The sequence below is a fragment of the Shewanella sp. BJSY2023SW001 genome (assembly GCF_047314685.1).
GTDB lineage: Bacteria > Pseudomonadota > Gammaproteobacteria > Enterobacterales > Shewanellaceae > Shewanella > Shewanella indica.
The window spans coordinates 74,843-98,751 of the sequence record NZ_JBKORF010000053.1; the positions used below are offsets into that span (position 1 = coordinate 74,843).

General features: G+C 54.4%; 23 protein-coding genes. All 23 read left to right on the forward strand.

From position 1 onward, the window contains the following. Positions 1-20 precede the first annotated feature (20 nt). The 23 genes from csrD (at position 21) to ACMHXH_RS12695 (ending at position 23,905) form a co-directional block, all read left to right on the forward strand. Positions 21-1,934, forward strand: a complete 1,914-nt coding sequence (gene csrD / locus ACMHXH_RS12585) for an RNase E specificity factor CsrD (RefSeq protein WP_071475665.1) — start codon at positions 21-23, stop codon at positions 1,932-1,934. Between the two features lie 223 nt (positions 1,935-2,157). Next, a complete protein-coding gene (locus ACMHXH_RS12590) occupies positions 2,158-3,042 on the forward strand; it encodes a hypothetical protein (RefSeq protein WP_071475664.1) in 885 nt (294 codons plus the stop codon). Beyond that, the gene (locus ACMHXH_RS12595) at positions 3,039-3,638 is read left to right on the forward strand and encodes a PilN domain-containing protein (RefSeq protein ID WP_039034074.1); all 600 of its coding nucleotides are present in this window, start codon (positions 3,039-3,041) and stop codon (positions 3,636-3,638) included. The genes ACMHXH_RS12590 and ACMHXH_RS12595 overlap by 4 nt, the downstream gene beginning before the upstream one ends. After that, complete coding sequence (locus tag ACMHXH_RS12600) at positions 3,635-4,294, forward strand: MSHA biogenesis protein MshJ (protein ID WP_144361981.1); 660 nt, start codon at positions 3,635-3,637, stop codon at positions 4,292-4,294. The genes ACMHXH_RS12595 and ACMHXH_RS12600 overlap by 4 nt, the downstream gene beginning before the upstream one ends. Then, on the forward strand, positions 4,275-4,601 hold the full coding sequence (locus tag ACMHXH_RS12605; RefSeq protein ID WP_039034076.1) for a hypothetical protein: 327 nt from the start codon (positions 4,275-4,277) through the stop codon (positions 4,599-4,601). Before ACMHXH_RS12600 ends, ACMHXH_RS12605 begins: the two co-directional genes overlap by 20 nt. Next, a complete protein-coding gene (gene mshL, locus ACMHXH_RS12610; RefSeq protein WP_260853015.1) occupies positions 4,601-6,286 on the forward strand; it encodes a pilus (MSHA type) biogenesis protein MshL in 1,686 nt (561 codons plus the stop codon). Before ACMHXH_RS12605 ends, mshL begins: the two co-directional genes overlap by 1 nt. 8 nt (positions 6,287-6,294) lie before the next feature. Then, a complete protein-coding gene (locus tag ACMHXH_RS12615; protein WP_039034078.1) occupies positions 6,295-7,206 on the forward strand; it encodes an ExeA family protein in 912 nt (303 codons plus the stop codon). Next, on the forward strand, positions 7,203-8,570 hold the full coding sequence (locus tag ACMHXH_RS12620) for a tetratricopeptide repeat protein (RefSeq protein ID WP_335912300.1): 1,368 nt from the start codon (positions 7,203-7,205) through the stop codon (positions 8,568-8,570). Before ACMHXH_RS12615 ends, ACMHXH_RS12620 begins: the two co-directional genes overlap by 4 nt. After that, positions 8,567-10,321 carry a GspE/PulE family protein gene (locus ACMHXH_RS12625; RefSeq protein WP_039034080.1) on the forward strand — a complete coding sequence of 585 codons (1,755 nt, stop codon included), beginning with the start codon at positions 8,567-8,569 and terminating at the stop codon, positions 10,319-10,321. Before ACMHXH_RS12620 ends, ACMHXH_RS12625 begins: the two co-directional genes overlap by 4 nt. Before the next feature lie 2 nt (positions 10,322-10,323). Next, positions 10,324-11,544, forward strand: coding sequence for a type II secretion system F family protein (locus ACMHXH_RS12630; RefSeq protein ID WP_039034081.1), 1,221 nt, complete (start codon positions 10,324-10,326; stop codon positions 11,542-11,544). Further along, positions 11,544-12,038, forward strand: a complete 495-nt coding sequence (locus ACMHXH_RS12635) for an MSHA biogenesis protein MshF (RefSeq protein ID WP_335912298.1) — start codon at positions 11,544-11,546, stop codon at positions 12,036-12,038. Before ACMHXH_RS12630 ends, ACMHXH_RS12635 begins: the two co-directional genes overlap by 1 nt. Before the next feature lie 64 nt (positions 12,039-12,102). Continuing rightward, positions 12,103-12,705, forward strand: a complete 603-nt coding sequence (locus ACMHXH_RS12640; protein WP_162206880.1) for a Tfp pilus assembly protein FimT/FimU — start codon at positions 12,103-12,105, stop codon at positions 12,703-12,705. A gap of 34 nt (positions 12,706-12,739) precedes the next feature. Beyond that, on the forward strand, positions 12,740-13,261 hold the full coding sequence (locus ACMHXH_RS12645; protein WP_162206881.1) for a type II secretion system protein: 522 nt from the start codon (positions 12,740-12,742) through the stop codon (positions 13,259-13,261). 108 nt (positions 13,262-13,369) lie between these two features. After that, the gene (locus tag ACMHXH_RS12650; RefSeq protein WP_335912297.1) at positions 13,370-13,837 is read left to right on the forward strand and encodes a type II secretion system protein; all 468 of its coding nucleotides are present in this window, start codon (positions 13,370-13,372) and stop codon (positions 13,835-13,837) included. After that, positions 13,827-14,327, forward strand: coding sequence for a type II secretion system protein (locus ACMHXH_RS12655; RefSeq protein ID WP_335912296.1), 501 nt, complete (start codon positions 13,827-13,829; stop codon positions 14,325-14,327). The genes ACMHXH_RS12650 and ACMHXH_RS12655 overlap by 11 nt, the downstream gene beginning before the upstream one ends. Further along, positions 14,327-15,163: a prepilin-type N-terminal cleavage/methylation domain-containing protein gene (locus ACMHXH_RS12660; protein WP_335912295.1), complete on the forward strand. Its 837-nt coding sequence runs from the start codon at positions 14,327-14,329 to the stop codon at positions 15,161-15,163. Before ACMHXH_RS12655 ends, ACMHXH_RS12660 begins: the two co-directional genes overlap by 1 nt. Next, a complete protein-coding gene (locus tag ACMHXH_RS12665; RefSeq protein WP_335912294.1) occupies positions 15,153-15,626 on the forward strand; it encodes an MSHA biogenesis protein MshP in 474 nt (157 codons plus the stop codon). The genes ACMHXH_RS12660 and ACMHXH_RS12665 overlap by 11 nt, the downstream gene beginning before the upstream one ends. Continuing rightward, positions 15,619-19,074 (forward strand): DUF6701 domain-containing protein, encoded by a 3,456-nt coding sequence (locus ACMHXH_RS12670; protein ID WP_335912292.1) that lies wholly within the window; start codon positions 15,619-15,621, stop codon positions 19,072-19,074. Before ACMHXH_RS12665 ends, ACMHXH_RS12670 begins: the two co-directional genes overlap by 8 nt. Before the next feature lie 120 nt (positions 19,075-19,194). Further along, entirely contained in the window at positions 19,195-20,637 is a 1,443-nt protein-coding gene (locus tag ACMHXH_RS12675; protein WP_335912290.1) for an inorganic phosphate transporter, read from the forward strand. Between the two features lie 208 nt (positions 20,638-20,845). Continuing rightward, positions 20,846-21,895 carry a rod shape-determining protein gene (locus ACMHXH_RS12680; RefSeq protein WP_025011854.1) on the forward strand — a complete coding sequence of 350 codons (1,050 nt, stop codon included), beginning with the start codon at positions 20,846-20,848 and terminating at the stop codon, positions 21,893-21,895. A 42-nt stretch (positions 21,896-21,937) separates the two neighbouring features. Further along, positions 21,938-22,816: a rod shape-determining protein MreC gene (gene mreC, locus ACMHXH_RS12685; protein ID WP_093983817.1), complete on the forward strand. Its 879-nt coding sequence runs from the start codon at positions 21,938-21,940 to the stop codon at positions 22,814-22,816. Continuing rightward, positions 22,813-23,301 (forward strand): rod shape-determining protein MreD, encoded by a 489-nt coding sequence (gene mreD, locus ACMHXH_RS12690; protein WP_039034091.1) that lies wholly within the window; start codon positions 22,813-22,815, stop codon positions 23,299-23,301. Before mreC ends, mreD begins: the two co-directional genes overlap by 4 nt. A gap of 1 nt (position 23,302) precedes the next feature. Further along, a complete protein-coding gene (locus ACMHXH_RS12695) occupies positions 23,303-23,905 on the forward strand; it encodes a Maf family protein (RefSeq protein WP_071475650.1) in 603 nt (200 codons plus the stop codon). Positions 23,906-23,909: the final 4 nt, after the last annotated feature.

Consider the following 23,909-nt stretch of genomic DNA (forward strand, 5'->3'; position numbering starts at 1 on the left):
GACTGGCAGGATCGCCCTCGATGAAACTCACCCGTATTCTCACAAAAAAGCTCACCAGTTTTTGGCTCTTGTCGCTGACGATAGTGGCATTTGTGTTTCTGCTCTGCGCCATGATGAGTTTTCTGCAGCTGACTTATAAGTTCCAGCAACAGAAGGTCACGGAGCTGGAAACCATGCTGGCCAATCAATACCACTCCGGCAGTAACTGGGAGCTGGAGTCCTGGCTGCCTCCCATGTTAATTGCCTACAATGCTGCCAGTTTTAAGCTCTGGCATCATGATAAATTACTATTTGAATATAAAGGCAATATCGCTACAGAAAATCTGGTGCGCTATCAATCTTCGTTGAAGAATAACCCTGAGTTTCGTATGGAGCTGGAACTGCCGCAGCCGTTTTCTCAGCACAGACCAGGTTGGTATGAAGTCTTGATAATTCTACTTGGCGTGGGGGCCGTGCTGGCGTTTGTCCGCTTTGGTTATCTCTGGTATTCGCGGCAACTGGAGGGCATTGAAGAGCTGGCACAGCGCAGCCGTTTGATTCTCCTGGGTGAGCACGAAAAAGCGCAGGCGATGCCGGGCAAGGGTAAACCCAGGTTGATCAACCGTGCCCTCAGCCGTTTGCTGGAAGAGCTGGCCGATGCCCAGAAAGAACGTGCCAGATTTGACAAGTTTATCCGCAGCAATACCTTTCTGGATCCCGACACTCGTATAGGTAATCGTCTGTTTCTCAAGAATCGCCTCGATGCCCTGAGCAATGAGCAGGGCATGATAGCCCATGGGGTGCTCTATCTGTTGGAGCTGGAAGATCTGGATCTGCTGCAACAAAAGCTGGGGGACAGTCTGACGCTGGAACTGCTCAGACAAAACGTCAATGGCATCAGCCAGATACTGCAGTCACAGCCCAACAGCTTTTTTGCCCGTCGTTCCCATAACCAGTTTGCAATAGTGGTGACCCAAATTTCCCTGGCTGAGGCTGATCAACTGGCAATCCGCTTGTTAAAAGTCTGCCAAAGCCAGGTATTGCCCAAGCTGGACAACGCCGACAACTTCTATCATCTCGGCGGCGCTTATTTCAAAGTGGGTGACGGCCATCAGCAACTGCTGGAAGAGGCGGAAATGGCCCTGAGAGCGGCGCAGTTGCAGGGGATCAATACCTGGTTTATGTATGATAAGGGCGCGGTAGATCAGGAGTTTGCCAAAGGCTCGGTACGCTGGCGCAGCTTTCTGGAAATGGCCTTGGTCAATAAGCGATTTCTGGCTTATACCCAGCCCGTGATGGATTGTGACGGCAAGCTGCATCACAGAGAAGTGTTTACCAGAGCCAGGGATCCCGAAGGTAATCTGGTGCGGGCGACCCTATTTTTGCCTATGGCGGTTAAATGTGGCCTGATGCCGCAAATTGAGCGTCAGACTCTGGAAAGAGTCTTGTTTGAGTTGCTGCCAAGTGAGCCGGACAAGAAGGTTTGTTTCAGCATCAACCTGAGTCTGGATTCGCTGATGAGCCGAGCCTTTATTCGCTGGCTGCGTACCACCTTGCTGGAATACCGGGACCTGACCGGCAGGCTGATCTTCGAGGTCAGTGAAGATATCGCGGCGCCCAATCAGGAGAAAATAGCCTCCAGGCTGCAGATGATCCGCAAGATGGGCGCGCGCCTGTGTGTCGATCATGTGGGTCAGCAGGTGATCAGCACCCAATATATTCAGGACACAGGTTTCCAACTGATTAAGCTGCACAGATCCATAGTGCGGCAGATCCATCTACGACCCGAAAACCAGCTGTTTGTTCGTAGCCTGATAGGTGGACTCTACCGTACCGAAGTGCAGGTTTGCGCCGAAGGGGTGGAGTTGTTTGAAGAGTGGCAGACACTGAGAATACTCGGAGTCAGCGCCGCTCAGGGCAGCTGGTTCAGCGAGCCTATGCCGGCAACAGCCTGATCAAGAAAGAGTTCCGGGTTACTACAGGCTGGATTTGTCTGCCGGCCTTGCTGAGCCTATCTTTAGGACAGCTCTCAGTTTAATAATATTTGCCTATAAAATGAATTGATTAGTGTTTAGAATGAACATGCCAAAATATTGACTTAACTTTAAATTGGCAGCAAGTTCATAACCTTATGGGTACGATAAACGCTGCCGTTTTCACAGGGACTCAGGGTTTCTTATGACGAACAAGTCATTCATCAGTCGTCTTTTCAACTTTGGCGCGCCTCAATCCGGTAGCAATACCGGGGTGTTCCTTGCTGCCAATCACGCCTGGGTCTTTCGCCCGGAAAATGACGATCAAAGAGCCCTTTGTCATTGCTATCCACTGCACAAAGATGATTGGAATTCACTGTTTTCCGCGGTTTATGCCGATTTTGGCCCTTCAAAATTACAGTTGGCTCTAGGTTTTGGTCGTTATCAGCTTTTGAGTGCCGACCGGCCCAAGGTTGAAGCCGATGAGATGGCTCAGGCATTGGTATGGGCGGTCAAGGATATGGTCAGCACGCCGCCAACCGATATCCATTTGGATTACTTCGAATCGCCGATTAAAAGCAGTGACAAACTCAATGTTGTCGTCTGTTCCCACAGTCGCTTGTCTGCCTTGGCCCAGGAAATAGATAAGGCAGGTATGCAGTTGGTGGGGATTAGCATCGAAGAGTTACTGCCCACTAACCTCTTTAACCAAGATCCTTTAGCCAGGCTGGTGATAAGCCAAGTGCCTGGACAGGAGTTATTACTCACTGTGGTTCGCGAGGGTGAGCTCTATATGCAGCGGCGCATTCGCGGATTTTCTGAATTGCATCAGACCGATGCCGAATCCTTGGGGTTCGGCGTTGCCGATACCCTCAGCCTGGAGATCCAGCGCTCGATGGACTTTTTTGAAAGTCAGCTCAGGCAAGCGCCGGTGGCCTCGATTGACATTATGGTTCAGGGGCAAACCTATGCCTTGGCTCAGTTGATATCCCGTAACTTTAATCAACAAGTGCGTCCGGTAGATGGCATGGATGTCGGCATGAAAATGGCTGAACTCAGCTATCAGGAATTTAAGCGGGGGAGTAAATGAGCAAGACCCGGGTCAATCTCTATTCGCCTTCTCTCTTGCCCCCAAGGTTAAGGCTCAGTTTCGCCCGTTTGTTGGCTATTGCAGGCGTGCTCTTGTTACTGGGGCTTTCGCTTATCGGCTTGGGATGGTGGCAGCAAACGCAAGTGTCCAGGCAGTTGCTTGAGGTTGAGTTGCAGCGCCAGGCCTTGGAGAGCGAAAAACAACAACTGGAAGCCGAATTGGCCAAGCGTCGCCCTAGTGCCGAGCTGGTCGTTGAGCTGGAGCGCCGTACTCAGGAGCGGGAGCTCAAGGGCTTGCTGCTGACCGAACTTGGGCAGCGGGAGCGCATGACCTCCAAGGGCTTTGCGCCTGTGTTGCAGGAGTTGGCTCAAGTGTCCGATGGCAGTGTGTGGCTGAGTCGCATCAAACTTGAAGAAGGCAAACTGGCGTTTGAAGGTTTCGGCCAATATCCGCAGAGTCTGCCGCGCTGGATAGACAAGCTCAAACAAACCGAGAGTCTGAGAGGGCGCTCGTTTGCTTCCATGACTATGGCTCGGGAGCCAGGCCAGCCATTGGCCTTCGTTCTGACCAGTGAAGCCCGGGAGGTGAAGAAATGAATTTCCTTCGGCGTCTGGGCCAAGCCTTTGATGGTTTGAGTCAAAGAGAGAGAGGCATGGTGTCGGGAGTCAGCATGTTGGTGCTGTTCTTGCTGCTGTATCTGCCGCTGGAGTCTTTTTGGCTGGAGCGCCAGAGCAATTTGCAACGGCTGCATGCCGGCCAGAGTAGCATCAAGCTCAGCCAACAACAGCTGGCGCTTTATCGCCAACGCCTGGCGGAAGACCCTGATACGCCGCTCAAGGCAAGTTTGGCGCAAGTGAATCGTGATATCGCTGCGCTGGATCAACAGCTGGACAGCCAGATGGTTGACATGGTGCCCGCCAGTTATATGCCGTCATTGCTTACCGCCTTGCTGGAACGGGTGCAGGGAATACAGCTGACCGGCTTCAAGTCTGTCGCCCCAACCCCTTTGCTGGTGGTAGGCAAAGCCGATGAACAGCAGATGAACCTTTACAGCCACGGCATAGTGCTGGAGCTGGAAGGTGACTATTTCGCCGTGCTCAAGTTTGTACAGGCGGTAGAGAAGATGCCGGACAAGCTTTATTGGAAGCGCCTGGATTACCGGGTGTCTGAGTATCCCAAGGCCAGTGTGCAACTTGAGTTATACACGCTCAGCATCAATGAGGACTTTATCAGTGTGGCATCTTCCCGCTAAAGGCTTAATCTTACTGGCGCTGCTCTGTAGCCAGGATCTCGTTGCCGCCAGCTTGCGGGACCCGACCATGCCGGCGCAGGGGCTGATCGCTCCGGCCAAAGAGCTGGGCGGACAGGGCCTGGTGCTGAGTAGTCTGCTCAATGGACCTCAGGGCAAGCGGGCCGTGATCAATAACCAAATTTACCGCCAGGGGGACAGAGTTCAGGGAGTGGTGTTAAGCCGTATCTATCAGGACAGCGTTTTGCTGGCCGATGGTCGCCGACTCTATCTGTTTCAAGCGATTACCGAGCGCAAGGAAAAACATTAATGAAAACCAGACTCGTCTGTATGCTGCCGTTGTTGGCTTTGGGCCTGGCGGCCTGCCAAACCACGGATAGGCCCAATCCAGCCGCCTCCAAGGAGGCACTGCGTGATTCCATGGCGCAGCAAAGCGCCAGGGCAGTAGTGCCCCCTCCGGCCAGCTTGCCTCCCGGTGTGCAGCAGGAGTTGAATGCCGATGGTCTTCTGGCTGGGCTGGCCGCACCTATGCAGACCGAGCGGCGTTTCGATGTTTCGGCCAATGATGTCGATGCCAGGGTGTTTTTCCCGAGTCTGGTGGAAGGCACCCCCTTCAGCGTGGCTGTGCACCCGCAAGTGAGCGGCAATATCTCTCTGTCGCTCAAGGGCGTGACCCTGAGTGAAGCCTTGCAGGTAGTGCAGGATATTTACGGTTATGAGATCAGTCGGGAAGGACGAGTCTTGAGGGTCTATCCCGCTGGGCTGAGAACCGAGACTTTCCCGGTCAATTACCTCTATATGGAACGCATTGGCCTGTCGCTGACCTCGGTCAGCTCGGGAAGGATCTCTGACAACAATAACAACAACAGCAATAGCAACCAGAACAATAACGGCCTGAACAACAATAACAACAGTGGTTTTGGCAATAACAACAATAATAATAGCAACAACCAGAACAGCAATAACACCAACGGCACCTTTATCAGTTCCCGCACCAAGACAGATTTCTGGGGCGAGCTGCAAAAGACCCTGGAATCGATTCTGGGCAACAGCGGTGATGGCCGCTCAGTGGTGGTGACACCTCAGGCCGGCTTGGTAACCGTCAGAGCCAATCCGGATGAGCTGCGGCAAATTCGCAGTTTCCTTGCCACCGCTGAGAGCCATTTGCAGCGGCAGGTTATTTTGGAAGCCAAGATCCTCGAAGTGACCCTCTCCGATGGTTATCAGCAGGGGATCCAATGGCAGGATGTGCTTGGCAGCGCTTTGGCTGACGGTAACACCAAGGTTAATTTTGGCACCAGCGAGGGCTCGTTTGGCAATCAGATCACCGAGGCCATAGGAGGGGTGACCTCTTTATCACTCAAAGGCACAGATTTCGCCGCTATGATTACCCTGCTGGATACCCAAGGCGATGTCGATGTGCTCTCAAGCCCCAGAGTGACAGCGTCCAACAACCAGAAGGCGGTGATCAAAGTTGGCCGTGATGAATACTTTGTCACGGATGTCTCCTCCACCACTGTGGCCAGTACCACGCCGGTGACATCGCCTGAGGTGGAGTTGACGCCCTTTTTCTCGGGGATTGCTCTGGACGTGACGCCTCAGATAGACAAAGACGGCAGTGTGCTGCTGCATGTGCATCCTTCAGTCACGGATGTCAAAGAGCAGAACAAGAGCATCAAGATCAGTGACTCTTCGTTGGATCTGCCCTTGGCCCGGAGTGAAATCCGTGAGTCCGATACTGTCATCAAGGCGCTTTCCGGTGATGTGGTGGTGATAGGCGGCCTGATGAAGAGCGAGAATACCGAAGTGGTATCCAAGGTGCCGCTGCTTGGCGATATTCCCTTTATCGGTGAAGCCTTTACCAACCGCAGTAAGTTAAAGCGCAAGACAGAGCTGGTGATTTTGCTCAAGCCGACCGTGGTGGTTGATGGCACCTGGCAAAAAGAGCTGCAACGTTCCCAGAGCTTGCTCGACCGCTGGTATCCACAGGAATAACGGCCACTATGTATCTGCAGCATTTTGGCATGCAGAGCATGCCTTTTGCCCTGACCCCCAATACAGGTTTTTTCCTGGGGTTGGCTCCCCATGTGGAGGCCTTGCAAGTATTGCAGGTGGCGCTGCAAACCGGTGAAGGTTTTATCAAGGTCACCGGCGAGGTGGGAACCGGCAAAACTTTGCTGTGCCGTAAACTGCTCAACGAGCTGCCGCAACAGTTTCGCTGCGCCTGGTTGCCCAATCCTTATTTGACACCGGCAGAACTCAGGCTGGCGATTGCCGAAGAGCTGGGAATTGCTGTGAATGAGATTAAAGATCAGCAGCAACTCAGTGGCCTTATTCAGCAGCAGCTGCTGGCGCTCAGTGTTCAGGGGCTTAATATCGTTTTGCTGCTTGATGAAGCCCAAGCTCTGCCGGATGAGAGCCTGGAAGCATTGCGGCTGTTGACCAATCTGGAAACCGAGAGTCGCAAGCTGCTGCAAGTGGTGATCTTCGGCCAGCCCGAGCTTGATGCGCGCTTGGCGCAGCAAGAGTTTCGCCAGTTACGCCAGAGGATCACTTTCAGCTATCGCTTGCGGCCGCTGACCCGGGATGAAGTCTACGCCTATCTGCGCCACAGATTGGCAGTGGCCGGCTATCAGGGACCGGCGTTATTCAGCGCCGCAGACAGTAAGCGTATTGCCATTGCCGCCAGAGGGATCCCCAGATTGGTGAATATTTTGGCGCACAAGGCGCTGCTGCTCTGTTTCGGTGAAGGTAAACAGCAAGTGACGTCTACGCATATCAAGGGCGCCATCAAGGATACCGAAGATGCTTCTCATCCTGGCAACTGGCGTTGGTTTTGGCCGACTCTGGTGCTGCTCCTTGCTTCAGTCGGCGCCTCGGTCGGGGTTTATGCCATGAAGGGAGCCGGACTATGAGCGTGGTCAATCAGATGCTCAAAGATCTGGATAAACGCCAGCAGCCGCACAACTTAGCTCATGTGCCGGCGGGGCAGACCAGTCACGCGGCGGCCAATCCCTGGTGGTTGCTGCTGGGAGGCACGCTGCTTGGCATCTCTCTGTTGGCGCTGGGGTTATGGTTGGGCGGTTATCTGGGTGATGACAACTCAAGCTCATCCCAAACCCAAAATCAAACTCAAAACTTTAGTGGCAACCGAGCCGAGCCATCGCAGACTGTGCCTTATGAGCCTGGGCCCACGGGCCGAAATCGGCCACAGCCGAGGGCAGTTTCAAGCGCTGCCGATGGCAGTGATAGATTAAATTTGGAGCCTGAGGCGCAGATCTCGGCGCTGCAACTGCCCAGCAAGAGTATGGCTCCAAGTGAACAACCCAAAGGTTCTAATGCAGGCTTGAATGCTCAAGGCTCAGCCTTTGAAACAAAAAGCTCTGAAACGAACGACTTTGAAACAAAAAAAACTGAAATGTATGGCTCAGAAACAGGCAGCTTAAACTCAAACCTAGCCGATGACAGCCTTGAAACCAGCACAGCAACCGAACGCTGGGCAGCCAAGGCAGAGCCGCTCGGACAGGAGGCTGGACAAGAGCCATCTCAGTCAGCACAAATAAAAACACCGGGTCGCAATGAAAAGTCAGGCTTGGAGCAGAAGCCCAGCTCCAATGAGAGTGGCCGGATAACCCAATCCAGATCAGCGGCTGCTAAACCAAGCCAGACGAAAATGAGCGTGACTCAGGTTTCTCTGACCCCGGCAGAGCTGTCGCAGAAAAAGTTACAACAGGGACAACAGGCCAAGGAGCTGGGCCAGATTGACAAGGCAATGTCGGCCTATGCCGAAGCCTTACGCTTGAATGATGCCAACCACAGTGCCCGTCAGGAGCTGGCGGCGCTGTTTTATGGCCGCGGCGAATTGGACAAGGCGGCAGTACTGCTGCGTCAAGGCGCCGAGCGTTATCCGCAGCAACCTGTGTTTTGGTTGTTGCTGGCCCGGGTGCAAAAGGCTCGCAGCGAGTTGCCTCTGGCTCTTGCCAGTTTGCAACAGGTAGCCGATGGCAGCGAGCTTGGGCGCGAGAAATGGCTGCTGCAGGCAGAAATAGGTCAAAGCCTCAAAGATTGGCCCTTGGTACAGCAAAGTTATCTTAGCCTAATCCAGCAGGATGCCTCTCAGGGACGCTGGTGGTTGGGGCTGGCCTATGCCCAGGATGCAAGTGGCGATTATGACGCCGCCAAGGCCAGTTATCAGGAAGCTCTCAAGCGCCAGGGCTTGTCCGCGGATGCCCGTGATTACATAGAAAACCGACTCGCCCAGATAGGAGGCCGCCAGTGAAACCCAAGTTAAAAATGCGCCTCGGTGACCTCCTGGTACAGGAGCAGATTATCAGCGAGGTGCAGCTGCAAAACGCGCTGTCACAACAAAAACAAACCGGCCGCAAGCTGGGACGCACCCTGATAGACATGGACTTTATCAGCGAGGAACAGCTGCTGCAGTTTCTCTCTCATCAGTTGAATATTCCCTTTATCGATATCAGCAAGCGCCCCATTCCTGCTGAGGTAGTCAACCTCTTGTCCGAAGTGCAGGCCCGGCGTTTTCGAGCCTTGGTGATTGAGGCCGACAAGGATTCCGTGCTGGTGGCTATGAGCGATCCGGCCGATCTGCAGGCGTTGGATGAACTGGATGTGCTGTTGGCGCCAAGACGCCTGAAACTGGCGGTGGTCAAGGAGCAACAGCTGTTTGATGCTTTTGACAACCTCTATCGCCGCACCGGCCACATTGCCCAGATGGCCGGTAAGTTGGAGGAGGAATACGCTGCCGATGATCAGTTCGATCTCGCCAGTTTGACCGAAGCCGACAGCGACAACGAGACCACAGTGGTTAAGTTGTTGCAGTCGATTTTCGAGGATGCGGTGCAGATCCGCGCCTCGGACATTCACATTGAACCCGGCGACAAGTCGCTCAGGATCCGCCAGCGGGTGGATGGTCTGTTGCAGGAAAACGTGCTCAAAGAGGTCAATATTGCCGCGGCGCTGGTGCTTAGGCTCAAGCTGATGGCCGGCTTGGATATCTCGGAAAAACGTTTGCCCCAGGATGGCCGTTTTCATATTGAAATCAAAGGTCATCAGATAGATGTGCGTATGTCTACCATGCCCATCTATCACGGTGAGTCTGTGGTGATGCGACTGTTGGACCAATCGGCCGGCCTCTTGACCCTGAATGAAACCGGGATGCCGCCGCATATTCTCGAGCGGGTACGGCGGCAGATAAAACGCCCCCACGGCATGTTGTTGGTCACAGGCCCTACAGGTTCGGGCAAGACCACTACACTTTATGGCATTCTCAGTGAACTGAACAAGGCTGAGAGTAAGATTATTACCGTGGAAGATCCGGTGGAATATCAACTGCCGCGGATCAACCAGGTACAGGTCAATCACAAGATAGGCCTGGATTTTTCCAATGTACTGCGCACCACCCTGCGCCAGGACCCCGACATCATAATGGTGGGGGAGATGCGGGATCAGGAAACCGTCGAAATCGGCTTGCGTGGTGCCCTGACAGGTCACTTCGTGCTCTCGACCCTGCACACCAATGATGCCATTACCAGCGCCCTGCGTTTGCTCGATATGGGGGCGGCCAGTTATTTGGTGGCCAGTGCCCTTAGAGTCATTATCGCCCAGCGCCTGGTGCGGCGGGTGTGTAAGAACTGCGCCACAGATTATCAACTCACGCCGCAGGACAGGGTCTGGCTCCAGAGCATCAGCAAGCGCGACTTTTCCGATGCCAGGCTCAGAGTGGGCACAGGGTGTCAAAGCTGCTCCGGCACAGGTTATCGCGGTCGTATTGGGGTATTTGAGATCCTCGAACTGGATGAAACCATGATAGAGGCTATGCGCAGCGGTAATCCCCATGAATTTGCCCGCGCTGCTTACGCCAGCGAGCAGTTTACCCCGCTGGCTGAATCGGCACTGGCATATTTGCACTCTGGCCTGACAACCATAGAAGAGGTCGCCAAGTTGGTGGAAGATGTCTCTGAAGCTCAGGTGCCGTTGGCGGCCGAGATGATGGCTAGGGATGAGGTCTGATTATGCCGCTTTATGCCTATCGGGGCCGGGATGCCGGCGGTGAACAGGTAAAAGGGCAGCTGGATGCCGCCTCCGAGAGTGCGGCGGCCGATCAACTGCTGGCCAGAGCCGTGATCCCGCTGGAACTCAATGAGGTCAAAGCGGGCCGGGATCTTAGCCTCAAGGGCCTACTCAAACGCAGAGTCAGTCTGGATGAGCTGCAGATCTTTACTCGGCAGATGTATTCCCTGACCCGCTCCGGCATTCCTATTCTGCGAGCCATTGCCGGGCTGGCGGAGACCACTCACTCCAAGCGGATGAAAGAGGCGTTGCAGGATGTCTCAGAGCAGTTGACCGCCGGGCGGCCGCTGTCGTCGGCGATGAACCATCATCCGGACGTGTTCGACGCCTTGTTCGTCTCCATGGTGCATGTGGGAGAAAACACCGGCAAACTGGAAGATGCCTTTTTGCAGTTGTCCGGTTATATCGAGCGGGAGCAGGAAACCCGCAGACGGATCAAATCTGCCATGCGTTACCCCATGTTTGTTCTGTTGGCGGTGGTGCTGGCACTGGTGATCCTCAATATTATGGTGATCCCCAAGTTCGCCGAAATGTTTTCCCGCTTCGGTGCAGAATTACCCTGGGCGACCCGGTTGCTTATCGGTACTTCCAACCTGTTTGTCAATTATTGGCCCTTGATGCTGGTGGCGCTGGTGGTAACTGTACTCGGGGTGAGTTATTGGCACAAAACCGAGCAGGGGGAAAAGCAGTGGGATCGCTGGAAGCTGCATATTCCGGCGGTGGGTTCCATCATAGAGCGCTCGACTCTGGCTCGTTATTGCCGTAGTTTCGCCATGATGTTGAGCGCCGGGGTGCCCATGACTCAGGCGCTCAGCTTGGTGGCCGACGCTGTGGATAACAGTTATATGCACGACAGAATCGTCAACATGCGCCGCGGGGTCGAAGCGGGGGAATCTATGCTGAGGGTTTCCAATCAGAGTCAGTTGTTTACGCCTCTGGTGTTGCAGATGGTGGCGGTTGGGGAGGAAACCGGCCGCATAGATCAGCTACTCAATGATGCCGCCGATTTTTATGAGGGTGAGGTAGATTATGACCTCAAGAACCTCACCGCCAGGCTGGAACCTATTTTGATCGGCATAGTGGCAGTTGTCGTGTTAATCCTGGCGCTGGGTATTTATCTGCCTATGTGGGACATGCTCAATGTGGTCAAGGGAGGCGGCTGATGCCAAGCCAGCATCAGGCTGAGGAAGATCTGCTGCGAACCTTTGCCAGTCTGGCGGCGCTGTTGATTTTGCTGATTATTTTGGCGGTGTTGGGAATGCGTTATTTTTCTGCTGTGGACAAGGTATCGGCCAGAGGGCTGCAGCTTGAACACCACAGGTTGCTGAATGTATTGGCCATGGTGAGATCCCAGTGGTTGCGTTTGGGGCGCCCTGAACAGATGCAATTGGATTGGTACACATTGGATCACGAGGTGCAACCTAGTCCATTGGCAATGAATCAGGCCGGTTGGCCACAGGCACCCAGCCGGGATGACAAAGGCTGCGAGGTGCTTTGGCAGCAGCTTCTGGGAGGTATACCGGATAAGGCGGTGATTCAAGCTCAGTTTATCAACCGGGATCAAAGCTGCCGTTATTTGAGCCCCGCCGGTGACAGTCTGAGCTATCAGTTGGACACTGGAAGGGTCATTTTTTTGACGTCAAATACAGATTATTGACTAAATGGTTTTTTATCTTAACGGAGCTGCTAATATCCATGGCGAACAGGTGGAGGAAACCTAGATGAAACGACAGATGCAAGGCTTCTCGTTAATCGAGTTGGTGATAGTAATAGTTATCCTGGGCCTGCTGGCCGCAACTGCTATTCCGCGTTTTTTGAATGTGACAGATGATGCCGAGGATGCCAGCCTCGAAGGCGTGACGGGCGGCCTGGCTACGGCGGTGAGTTTTGTACGCTCCCAATGGGAGGTTGATGGTCGCCGTAATACGTCAGTGCTCCTCGATGGTATTTCCGTGTCTTTGGACACCCGTTTCGGTTATCCAACCGGCACTGGCAATACTTCGGCCACTTCCATGGATGATGCCAGTTGCCAGCAAGTGTTCAACACAGTACTGCAGAGTGCGCCTAAGAATGTGCTCTATACCGCTGACGCCAGAGAACAACGTTATACCGTCAGAGCCCTGGATGGTGCAGGTGTAAGTGCTACAGCTATTGACGGTACTTTAATAACCGGGCTGGATCTCTGTGTTTACCATCAGGTGGCATCATTGGCACTGAACCAAAGTTCAGGCGTGGCAACACCGGCGCCGGATCTCAACACCACAGGCGCCAAGGGTATTACCTATAACCCGGGAACCGGCCAGGTCTTGAGTTTCAACAACTGATTGAATTGTATTTTTTGAACCAAAGGAAAGCGCTATGCAAAAACAACAAGGTTTCACCCTGATCGAACTGGTTGTGGTGATCATTATTCTCGGTATCTTGGCGGTGACTGCGGCGCCTAAGTTTATCAACCTGCAATCCGATGCCAGAGCTTCGGCCCTGCAAGGGATGAAAGGGGCGATTCAAGGAGCCAACAGCTTGGTTTACTCCAAAGCCGCCTTGGCTGGGGTGGAAAGCCAGCCTTCTACCACAGTGGATATTGCCGGTACGACTGTGACTACCGATGATGTCGCCATCGTTTTTGGCTATATGGCCGCGACTCAAGCTGCACTTGAGGCAGGAATGGACGCTCGGTTTGATGCTGGCACCTCGCCAACTGCAGAAGGTTCGAATGACTGGGTTATCAGCGAAGATGAGAATAATAAACAAGTTACTATCTGGCAACGCGGTGCGCCAGCCGATGTCGCTGACCCAGCAGCCAGTTGTAAGATTGTTTATATCGCACCTACTGCAGCCGGTGCATTACCCACTATTACTCTGACAGATACAGGCTGCTGATAGCCTGTAGCTGAAAAGGCCTGCCAAGCAGGCCTTTTTTACATCAGGATTCAAACTATTGGGCTTATTTGCCATACTTGAGCGGGTATAGCATTGGCGGGAAATCATATGGCTGCGACCAAGGGCAAAAGCACCCGGGGGTTTACTCTGGTGGAGTTGGTAGTGACTATCATGTTGCTGGCCATACTTTCCGTCGTGGTGCTGCCCAAATTGGTATCTTCCAGTAGTTACAGTGCCTGGACGCTGCGACAGGAGTTGATTGCCGAGTTGCAAAAGACCCAGATGTTAGCACTCAATAATCCCGACCGCTGTTATCGGCTCACTATCAGCAACAGCGCCTATCAACTCAGCCATTTGACCCAGGATTGCGCGACCCTTATCCGCAGTAATAGCGCCGAAAGCTTGCCGCGCAATACTCAAATACGGCTTCAGAGTAACGGTGCTAGCAGTTTTCAGATCCAGTTCGATGCTTATGGACGCACCAACCTTGCTTGCAATGGCGCCTGCCTCTCCGTGGTCGCCGATGAAACCCTGACTATCGCCATAGAGTCCGAGGGCTATATCCATGAGGGCTAAAGCGCAGGGATTCACCCTGATAGAGCTGGTGATCGGCATGTTGGTGCTCGGCATTGCCTTGGTGCTGCTGACCAGTGTGTTGTTTCCTCAAAGCGATCATGCGGCGCAGACTCTGCACCGAGTGCGCAGCGCTGAGTTGGCTCAGGCTGTGATCAATGAGATCTGGGGCAAGCGTTATGATGAACATAGCGGCGTAAATGGTGGCCTGCCCGCCTGTGACGGTGTGGGTGGCTTCCCTTGTACCCAGGAAACCCATTATGGACCGGATGGTGAGAGTCGGGATCAATTTGACGATATTGACGATTACCACGGTCTTAACGAGCAGAGCCTGATGCTTAATTCCAGCCTGAGTTACCTGAGTCTCTATCCGGGGTACAGTCTCAGCGTCCAGGTATCCCAGTATCAAGCCAACAGCAAGTTGGTGACTGTCACGGTAACTACCCCTGCGGGCGAAGCTATCCGTTACGACGTGCTAAGGAGTAATTTCTGATGCGCTGCAGGCAGGGTAAGAGATTCATAAAGATCAAAGGACAAGGTTTCGCCAAGGGCTTTACCTTGGTGGAGTTGGTCACAGTGATCCTTATCCTGGGGATTCTGGTGGTGGGGGTCAGCAGCTTTATTATCTTTGGTACCCGCATATTTGTGGATTCGACCGCTATCGACCGAGTGTTGGGCAGCAGTCGTTTCGTGATGGAACGCCTGAGCCGGGAGCTGCGTAATGCCGTGCCTTCCAGTCTCAGGTTGCAGTCCAGCTCTCAGCAGCAGTGTTTGGAGTTTCTGCCCATCAGTGCCAGCGGCAGCTATCTGTCATTGCCCTTGGCGCCGGATGTCCAGACGGACACTGCCACAGTGTTTGCGCCGGCAACGGCGGTTTCGGCCGGTGAACAATTGCTGGTGTACCCGCTGACCCATGCGGAGATTTATGGCAGTGGCAGCAACAAGCGTCACGCTATAGACAAGGTCACTGCCAACGGCTCACTGCTGACCTTGCAGTTTGCCGCCGCGGTTAACTTTGCCGAAGCCTCACCGGCGAAGCGTTTCTATGTGGCCAAGCAACCTGTCAGCTACTGTTTTTCTCAGGCAGATGGCAGCATTCGCCGTTATAGCCACTATGGTTATCATGCCGGTCAGCCTCTGCCCGATACCATGGGCACGGGAGCCTTGATGGCCGAAGGCTTGAGTAATGATATAGCCACCAACCCGGCGGTGCGTTTGCTGCCTGCGACTCTGGTTAACAACGCCATAGTACAGTTGCAGCCGCAGTTTGCTGTTGTCGGTGAAAAGTTTCAGTATCAACATCAAGTGCAGGTGATCAATGTTCCCTAGCCGAAATTATCACTGTTATGTGCAAAAGCATCAGGGCGGCAGTGCCTTGGTGATAGCCATCTTTGTAATATTGGTGATGTCGCTGTTGGCGGTGACTCTGTTGCGGGTTGGCGGCGACGCCGACGAGGGCGTTAACCTGGAAGTCTGGGGCTTAAGGGCGCTCAATGCTGCCAACAGCGGCGCCGATGCGGCCCTGGCCAGGCTGTTCCCCTTAAGCGGCGGCACTGCCGGTTGCGTCGCCGTGGGCTCAAGTTGGACAGCGCCGGATGTGACCGGGTTTCATGGCTGTAATGTCCAGCTCAGTTGCGAGACCTTAAGCCAGGATGCCAGCCCGGGCAGTGCCAGATTGTATCGTATCCGCAGCACTGCGGTATGCGAGAGCGGCAGTTGTGGTGTGGGCGCGGCTGATGACAGTCAATGTCTGAGAGTGAGCCGGGTTGTGGAGGTGGAAGCCCGTGAATAGTCGCATATTGCTGTTACTCGGGATCTTGCTTAACGCTTGGCCCATGACGGTCTTAGCCGTGCCTCTTTGCAGTGATATTTTTACCGATCCGCCTAGTGGTAACCATCTAAATGACGGTTTTGTACCGCCTGCCAATCTGCCGCCTAGCCGTGGTGAACTCAATTGTCCAGATAATTCACGTTACTGTAGTCGGTCATTGGGAGCTGGGGATGTTAACTTTAGCCATGGTAGTTTTTTCCATGGCAGTTATCTGTATCCGACCACGACCACGACCAGGCTCTATTTCGATAGTTTAACTCTCAATAAGGCGACCCTGAACCCATGGGGAAAACCGGAAAACCTGATCATCTATGTGCGTGGCTCGTTGGATATCACCGGGCAAAACACAGTGAATGCCATCGTCTATGTGGCGGGTTCGGTCAAAGTGGCCGGTGGGGCTTCCCTCAGTGGTGCCCTGGCTTCCGGCGGGGCATTGGATATCAAGGGCAACTCGGATGTAAATATCGACCTCGGTGCAGTCGATGACGCCGATTTTGGCGGCATGTGCGGCAATGACCAAACGCCAGTGCTGGGGTGTTTCAGCGATGACTTCAGCTCGGCTTCCCTATCGGCAGATGCTTGGGCCATCAAGGTGCTGGGCAATTCAGTGCCGCCCAGCATAGTGGGCGGACGTCTGCGTTTGACTCCTGCCCGGGGCAATCAGGCAACCTCCAGTACCTATCAGCGCTTGTTTCCGGCTGAAGGCAATCTGGTAACAGTTGAATTTGATTATTACGCCTGGTCGCCCCAGGGTGGTACCGGCGGTGATGGAGTGGCGGTGATTCTCTCGGATGCCGCCGTGACGCCGCAGCCGGGCAGTTTTGGTGGCGCCTTGGGTTATGCCCAGCGTAATGATGGCACCCCGGGCTTTGCCGGAGGCTGGTTGGGGGTCGCTCTGGATGAGTACGGTAACTTTTCCAACCCCACAGAAGGGCGTGTCGATGGCCCGGGCTTTCGCCGCCAAGCAGTGTCTATTAGGGGCGCTCAGGCAGGTTCCTACCGATACCTGACAGGTACAGTTGCCAATATTTATCCCAAGATAGATGTGCGCAGCAGCTATTACCCCGCTCCTGGGCATAAGTATAAGATTACTGTAGATTCCCGTCAGGCCAATATGGCCATGGTGTCTGTTGAGCGAGATACAGGTGCCGGTTACCAAACTCTGGTGAGCCCTTTCAATGCCCGGAATTTTATTGGCCAAAGCCGTGTGCCGACAGATTTTTACCTGTCGCTTACAGGTTCTACCGGCGGTTCCAACAACAACCATGAGATAGACAATTTCCAGGTTTGTGCCCTGGAGTCAAAACCCGTGGGCGAGCAGGTGCATCATTTTGAGTTTGATTACAGCAGTGCGCCTTTTACCTGTCGTGCCGAACCCATCACCTTGAGGGCCTGTAAAAATGCCAGTTGCTCAGAGCTCTTCACTGGTACTGTCACCGCCAATCTGAGCCCGAATCCCGTCAGTAACGGCCGTTGGTTGCCGGCAAGTTCGGTGACTTTCAACGGTGGCAGTACCCAAATTCAACTGCAAAAGTTTGATCAAACGCCGCTGACACTGGGGGTTTCCTCCTCGACACCGGCCACCCGCCCAGGCAGTGATACCCTTTGCCGAAGAGGCAGCGGTCCCTTGAGTACGGCCGCCTGTCGCCTGAGTTTTGCCGATAGTGGTTTCATTTTTGATGTGGCAGATAAGCTGGCCAACAAGCCAGAGACGGGAGTGCTTGTTAAGGCGATGAAGTCAGATGGCACAGCCCAGTGTGTACCGGCCTTTGCCAGTACCAACAAGACGCTTTCGTTCTGGAGTGAGGCGCTGTCGGCAGTTGTCGGTTCACCCAAGGTGCAACTGAAACCGACAGACACTTTGAGCTGGCAGGATATAGGCAACAATCAAGCTGCCGCCACGCCGCTGACCCTGGCCTTCGACAGTCAAGGTCAAAGCCGAATCGATATTAATTATGCCGATGCCGGTCGGGTCGAGTTAAACACCCTCTATAGAGGAACGACCAGCGAAGGGGATGCCGGGCTGGTGATGCACGGCGCCGATGATTTTGTCAGCTTCCCGTTGGGATTCTGTGTCGAGGTCGAGCAATACTGCCAGGCCGCGGATGCCTCCTGTGCGCCTTTTCGGCGGGCGCAGGAAAATTTCCCACTTAGCATCAGCGCCAAAGCCTGGGCGGATAATGGTAATGCCGATCTCTGTAAAAACCTCACTACACCTTCCTATCAACAGGCAGGTCTCTCTTTATGGCATAAGCTGATTGCACCGGCTTCAGGTCAACCCGGTGAACTGCAGCTGCAGCAGTATGATCATCTGCGCCAGCAAACGCCTGAGAATAACCGGCTCGCTCAGGCGGTCAGTGAGGTTGGGGTGTTTGAATTCGGCGTCACAGCGCCCTTGCCCTACGAGGGCAGTGTGACCTTCCCGAGTTTGGTGGGCAGCAGATATTGGCAGGGGCCGAGTGGCAAAACTGCAACGCCGGTCGGGCGCTTTGTGCCGGCCTTCTTCCGAGTCGATGAAGCCAGTTTGCTGCCGGCCTGCAATGGTTTCAGTTATATGGATCAGCCATTTGAAGTCAGTTATAAAGTCAGCGCCTTGGCACTGGATAGGCAAGTGACTCAAAATTATGTCGGTGATTTTGCCAAGGCTTACAGCCGTTATCAGGCAGCCAATCAATTCGACGGAGTGGCGTTGGACAGCCGGGTTTCGGGGGGCGAGATTACTTCAGATACCTGGGTGGATGGCCTGGCTGAGTTCCAGGGGCAACTCAAGTTTGCCCGCAAGGACCCGGTTGCAACAGACGGGCCTTTCCCGCTTTTGGATATCGGCCTGGAAATTCAGGATCCGGACAAGATTGCCAAGCTGCAGGACAGCAATATGCAAAGCGATTTCAGTGGTGACTGCTCAGTGGCAGGCAGCTGCAGCGCCGTGCGTCTTGGTAGCCAAAATATGCGCCATGGGCGTTTGCTGTTGGACAATACCTTTGGCCCGGAAACCCAAATCTTGAGCATGGCGGCGAGGACAGAGTATTGGGATGGCAGTGGCTGGCGTTTGAACGAACTGGATAACTGCAGTGTGTTCAACACGCCGCTTGAATATCAACAGGATCAACTCACCCTGGGTTACCGCTATGAACCTGCGCTCAGTGCCGGGCAGAATATTAGCCGCTCCGCCAGCGGCGGCAACACAGTTACTGCCTTTGGCGGCGAGTTTGAACTCTTGTGGCGTGCGCTTGGAAGCTCAGGCTATCGCGGTAAGGTGACGGCGCCGCTCAAGACGCCTGAATGGTTGCAGTGGTACTGGAATTGGAATGGCCTCAATGACGGCACACTGAGCGACCCCAGAGCCAGTGCCTTCTTTGGCCGTTATCGCGGCAACGACAGGATCATCAGTTGGCGGGAAGTTAACTGAAGCCAAATAACCACAGTGTGAAGCAACTCACTAAAGCGCCAAGATGTAGATAATTTAACTTTGTCTTCAACTCACATTGAGCATAATCGACAGCCTCTGCTGTATTTGGCTGATTAAATTATGTTGGAAGCGCTTGCGGGTTTGGGGTGGATCTGGTCTTTGGGGCTGATCCTGGCTGTACTTTTTGTGTTGGCATACGAGTTTATCAATGGCTTCCACGACACCGCCAATGCGGTAGCCACTGTGATTTATACCAATGCCATGCCGGCCAGAGGCGCGGTATTGGCTTCGGCGCTGTTCAACTTTGCCGGGGTGTTGCTTGGGGGGCTCGGTGTGGCTTACGCCATAGTGCATCTGCTGCCGGTCGGGCTCTTGCTGGACATGGACTCCTCCCAAGGCCTGTTGCTGGTGTTCTCCCTGCTGTTCTCGGCCATCGTCTGGAACTTGGGTACCTGGTTCTTCGGTATTCCCGCCTCCAGCTCCCACACTCTGATAGGCTCCATCATGGGGGTCGGTGGTGCCTATGCCTGGCTCAACGGTCAATCGCCGTTGGATGGAGTCAATACCGGCAAGGCGATAGATATCATGCTCTCCTTGCTCTTGTCTCCAACCCTGGGCTTTATTCTGGCGGCGATTTTGTTGTTGGTGATGAAGCGTATCTGGCGTAAGCCCAAGCTACATCGCACTCCGGCAGAGCAGATGGTGGTCAATGGCAAGAAGCACCCGCCATTCTGGGCCCGGATTACCTTGATAGCCTCGGCCATGGGGGTTAGTTTCGCCCATGGCTCCAACGATGGTCAGAAGGGCATAGGTCTGGTGATGTTGGTGCTTATCTGCATGGCGCCGGGTTATTTTGCCCTGGACTTGAACAGCCGGAGTTTCGATATGGATAAGGCTCAGGATGCCAACCGGCGCATCATGGCCCTGTATGATCGCAACCCGCAGCTGGTGGCTAATCTGGGTGAGCACGCTGCCGACAGTCGCTGTCAGGACTCGGCCATAGCTTCGATGCAAAGCCTGGATAGGCTCCTTGAGCAAGGGAATACGGTTAAACAGCTGACTCAGGAACAGCGCCGGCAAGCCAGGCAGCTGATCCTTTGTATCGATGACAGCACCCGCAAATTGGCCAAGCAGCCATTGCCCGCTGCAGAAGTCAGTCAGTTAAAACATTGGCGTGGTCAGCTTAACGCCATTACCGAATATGCGCCGCTATGGGTCATAGTGGCCGTTGCCCTGGCTTTGGGTTGCGGCACCATGGTGGGCTGGCGCCGGATTGTGCACACTGTTGGCGAGAAGATAGGTAACGGTGGCATGACCTACAGTCAGGGGATAGCCGCGCAGTTGACCGCCGCCGGTTCTATCGGTATCGCCAGTATGACAGGCATGCCGGTATCTACCACCCATATCCTGTCTTCGGCCGTGGCCGGCACCATGGTGGCCAATGGCTCCGGAGTACAGAAAAACACTATTAAACAAATTCTGTTGACCTGGGTACTGACACTGCCTATGACCATAGTTTTGTCGGCCGGGCTCTTTATGTTGGTGCAAACCTTTTTTGCTTGATATATGCACAAATCATGTCAAGGGATTGGCATGATCCAAGCTTTTGGCAACTTTATCTCAGCGCATTGCGACAGCTTTTACAGATATATGCCAAAAACCCTCACGGATTAGCGAATGTTAACCCCGCGAGTCTTGTGGAATGCCGGAGGCATTGATAAAGTTAGCTGATTTTCATTTCTTCTGACTCCACAGAATACAGGCTAGTTACATGTTCAAGAAGCTGCGTGGCATTTTTTCTAACGATCTGTCGATCGATTTGGGTACAGCTAACACTCTCATTTATGTTCGTGAAGAAGGCATTGTATTGAATGAGCCTTCCGTGGTCGCCATCCGTGGCGAACGAAGCAGCTCTGGGCAGAAATCCGTGGCCGCAGTCGGTACTGAGGCGAAACAGATGCTGGGACGTACCCCCGGCAATATTCAGGCCATCCGCCCAATGAAAGATGGGGTTATCGCAGACTTCTACGTGACCGAGAAGATGCTGCAGCACTTTATCAAGCAAGTGCACAACAACAGCTTTTTCCGCCCAAGCCCTCGGGTACTCGTGTGTGTGCCTGTAGGTGCCACTCAGGTTGAACGCCGCGCGATCAAGGAGTCAGCGATGGGCGCCGGCGCCCGTGAGGTTTACCTGATTGAAGAGCCAATGGCAGCAGCCATAGGGGCCGGCTTGCCGGTTTCCGAAGCCACAGGCTCCATGGTGGTGGATATCGGTGGTGGTACCACTGAAGTGGCTATCATCTCGCTCAACGGGGTGGTTTACTCCTCTTCCGTGCGTATCGGTGGTGACAAGTTTGACGATGCCATCATCAACTATGTGCGCCGCAACTACGGCAGCCTGATTGGTGAAGCCACAGCCGAACGTATCAAGCACACAATCGGCACGGCTTATCCAGGCGATGAAGTACTGGAAATTGAAGTGCGCGGCCGTAATCTGGCCGAAGGGGTACCGAGAAGCTTTACCCTGAACAGCAATGAGATCCTCGAAGCGCTGCAAGAGCCGCTGTCGGGCATTGTCAGTGCCGTGATGGTAGCACTGGAGCAGTCGCCTCCAGAGTTGGCGTCCGACATCTCTGAGCGCGGTATGGTGCTCACAGGTGGTGGTGCCTTGCTGCGGGATCTGGACCGTCTGCTGATGCAGGAAACCGGGATCCCTGTAATGGTTGCCGAAGATCCGCTTACCTGTGTGGCCCGCGGCGGCGGTAAAGCACTGGAGATGATCGATATGCACGGCGGTGACCTGTTCTCAGAAGAAAACTAATACTTTCCAGCACAGGCGGTATCTTACCGCCTTAGCTTTTCTATGAAGCCTATTTTTGTTCGCGGTATTTCAAATCAGTTCAGGTTGACATTGGCAGTGGTCATGTCGGTGATCCTGCTGGTTGCCAATGATCGTCTCGAACCTGCGAGACAGTCGCTGGCATCCTTACTGAGCCCTCTACAGTACCTGGCCAACGTGCCCGGTGAGCTGCTGGATTGGTCTGCCCAGAGTCTGGCGACCCGTGACATGCTGGAGCAGCAAAACAAAGAACTCTTGCGCCAGCAACTGCTGATGAGTGAAAGACTGCAGCGTTTTGAACACCTGCGCCAGGAAAACCAACGCCTGCGTGAACTGCTGGGCTCGCCGGTGCATATGGACTCGCGCAAAATGGTGGCCGAGGTGATGGAAGTGGCCAGCGACCCCTTCCATCATTATGTGGTGATCAACCACGGCAGCCGCAACGGCGTGTTTGTTGGTCAGCCGGTGGTGGATGCCCAGGGGGTTGTCGGCCAAGTGGTACAGGTTAGCGAACTCACCGCCAGGGTGTTGCTGCTCTCAGACCCCAAACACGGCTTGCCGGTGCGCATTACCCGCAACGATGTGCGCCTGATAGCCAACGGCATAGGCGAACTCGATGAGATAGAACTCAGACACGTGGCCAAGAGTACCGACATCAAGGTCGGCGATTTGCTGGTGACTTCTGGGCTTGGCAACCGCTTCCCGGAAGGTTATCCGGTGGCGCGGGTGATTTCGGTTTCCCGGGACGATGGCCAGAGTTACCTCAAGGTCACGGCGCAGCCGCTGGCGGCGCTGGACCGAATCCGTTATCTGCTGCTTATCTGGCCTGAAGACCATCCCGGCGCCAAGCCCGAGTCACAAGAGCCGGCTGCAACCGATGCCGACAGTGGAGCCGAATCATGAGCCTGGAAAATGCCAATGGCCGTTTGGCGGTATGGCTGACCCTGCTGCTGGGTATGCTGCTGCAGATCATGCCTGTACCGGAAATGTTCAGCGCCTGGCGCCCCGATTGGCTGGTGCTGGTGATGATCTATTGGGCCGTGGCACTGCCCCACAGATACAATATTCTCACCGCCTGGGTGTTGGGGGTGCTGCTGGATATTCTACTGGGAGCTACCCTGGGTATCCGCGCACTGGCCATTTCCCTGGTGATTTATGTGGTGGTACTGCACTTTCAGAAGCTGCGTAACTTCCCCATGTGGCAGCAGTCTTTGGTTATCGCCAGCCTGATCTGCTTCTATCATTTGATTATTTTCTGGGCCCAGTTTGTGGTTTCGGGGGCGCATTTCACCTTGGAGCTATTCCTGCCTTCCCTGTCTAGCCTGGCTATTTGGCCCTGGGTTTTCTGGATACTGCGCCGCATCAGGCGCCACTACAAGGTACGTTAATATGCCGCTGATTTTGGCCTCAGCCTCCCCCAGACGCCGCGAGCTTTTGGCGCAGCTGGCGCTGGGAAATCCGAACTTTGGTTTTGAGATCCTGCCCGCCGATATCGATGAGAGTCATCAAGCCGGGGAAACCCCGGAGCAGTTTGTCAGCCGTCTGGCCGAAGAGAAGGCGGCAGCGGGCTTAGCCCTGTGGCGCGGGAACCCTGAACATCAGCAAGGGTCTGATACTCTAGTGCTGGGCTCAGATACTATAGTGGTATTGGGCGACAGAATTTTGGGTAAACCCGTGGACAAGGCCGATGCCTGCGCCATGCTCAAGAGCTTGAGTGGCCGCAGTCATCAGGTGATGACCGCCGTGGCCTTGACCGATGGCAAGCGCACTGAGAGGGCTTTGGTGGTCACCCAGGTGTACTTCTGCGACTTGAGCGATGCCGATATTCAGGCCTATGTTGCTTCGGGCGAGCCCATGGATAAGGCGGGAGCTTATGGCATTCAGGGGTTGGGTGGCAGCTTTGTCGCCAAGATTGAAGGCAGTTATTCGGCGGTAGTGGGCCTGCCCATGGCTGAAACCCGGGCGCTGTTGCACAAGGTCGGGTGTTTGTAAGCTC

What these genes read in the sequence shown, in the direction of transcription:
- ACMHXH_RS12665 (WP_335912294.1), top strand. Translation starts at nt 15,153, where the DNA reads ATGTTCCCTAGCCGAAATTATCACTGTTATGTGCAAAAGCATCAGGGC.
- ACMHXH_RS12620 (WP_335912300.1), top strand. Translation starts at nt 7,203, where the DNA reads ATGAGCGTGGTCAATCAGATGCTCAAAGATCTGGATAAACGCCAGCAG.
- ACMHXH_RS12675 (WP_335912290.1), top strand. Translation starts at nt 19,195, where the DNA reads ATGTTGGAAGCGCTTGCGGGTTTGGGGTGGATCTGGTCTTTGGGGCTG.
- csrD (WP_071475665.1), top strand. Translation starts at nt 21, where the DNA reads ATGAAACTCACCCGTATTCTCACAAAAAAGCTCACCAGTTTTTGGCTC.
- mshL (WP_260853015.1), top strand. Translation starts at nt 4,601, where the DNA reads ATGAAAACCAGACTCGTCTGTATGCTGCCGTTGTTGGCTTTGGGCCTG.
- ACMHXH_RS12645 (WP_162206881.1), top strand. Translation starts at nt 12,740, where the DNA reads ATGCAAAAACAACAAGGTTTCACCCTGATCGAACTGGTTGTGGTGATC.
- ACMHXH_RS12635 (WP_335912298.1), top strand. Translation starts at nt 11,544, where the DNA reads ATGCCAAGCCAGCATCAGGCTGAGGAAGATCTGCTGCGAACCTTTGCC.
- mreD (WP_039034091.1), top strand. Translation starts at nt 22,813, where the DNA reads ATGAGCCTGGAAAATGCCAATGGCCGTTTGGCGGTATGGCTGACCCTG.
- ACMHXH_RS12615 (WP_039034078.1), top strand. Translation starts at nt 6,295, where the DNA reads ATGTATCTGCAGCATTTTGGCATGCAGAGCATGCCTTTTGCCCTGACC.
- ACMHXH_RS12600 (WP_144361981.1), top strand. Translation starts at nt 3,635, where the DNA reads ATGAATTTCCTTCGGCGTCTGGGCCAAGCCTTTGATGGTTTGAGTCAA.
- ACMHXH_RS12680 (WP_025011854.1), top strand. Translation starts at nt 20,846, where the DNA reads ATGTTCAAGAAGCTGCGTGGCATTTTTTCTAACGATCTGTCGATCGAT.
- ACMHXH_RS12630 (WP_039034081.1), top strand. Translation starts at nt 10,324, where the DNA reads ATGCCGCTTTATGCCTATCGGGGCCGGGATGCCGGCGGTGAACAGGTA.
- ACMHXH_RS12660 (WP_335912295.1), top strand. Translation starts at nt 14,327, where the DNA reads ATGCGCTGCAGGCAGGGTAAGAGATTCATAAAGATCAAAGGACAAGGT.
- mreC (WP_093983817.1), top strand. Translation starts at nt 21,938, where the DNA reads ATGAAGCCTATTTTTGTTCGCGGTATTTCAAATCAGTTCAGGTTGACA.
- ACMHXH_RS12595 (WP_039034074.1), top strand. Translation starts at nt 3,039, where the DNA reads ATGAGCAAGACCCGGGTCAATCTCTATTCGCCTTCTCTCTTGCCCCCA.
- ACMHXH_RS12655 (WP_335912296.1), top strand. Translation starts at nt 13,827, where the DNA reads ATGAGGGCTAAAGCGCAGGGATTCACCCTGATAGAGCTGGTGATCGGC.
- ACMHXH_RS12640 (WP_162206880.1), top strand. Translation starts at nt 12,103, where the DNA reads ATGAAACGACAGATGCAAGGCTTCTCGTTAATCGAGTTGGTGATAGTA.
- ACMHXH_RS12590 (WP_071475664.1), top strand. Translation starts at nt 2,158, where the DNA reads ATGACGAACAAGTCATTCATCAGTCGTCTTTTCAACTTTGGCGCGCCT.
- ACMHXH_RS12650 (WP_335912297.1), top strand. Translation starts at nt 13,370, where the DNA reads ATGGCTGCGACCAAGGGCAAAAGCACCCGGGGGTTTACTCTGGTGGAG.
- ACMHXH_RS12695 (WP_071475650.1), top strand. Translation starts at nt 23,303, where the DNA reads ATGCCGCTGATTTTGGCCTCAGCCTCCCCCAGACGCCGCGAGCTTTTG.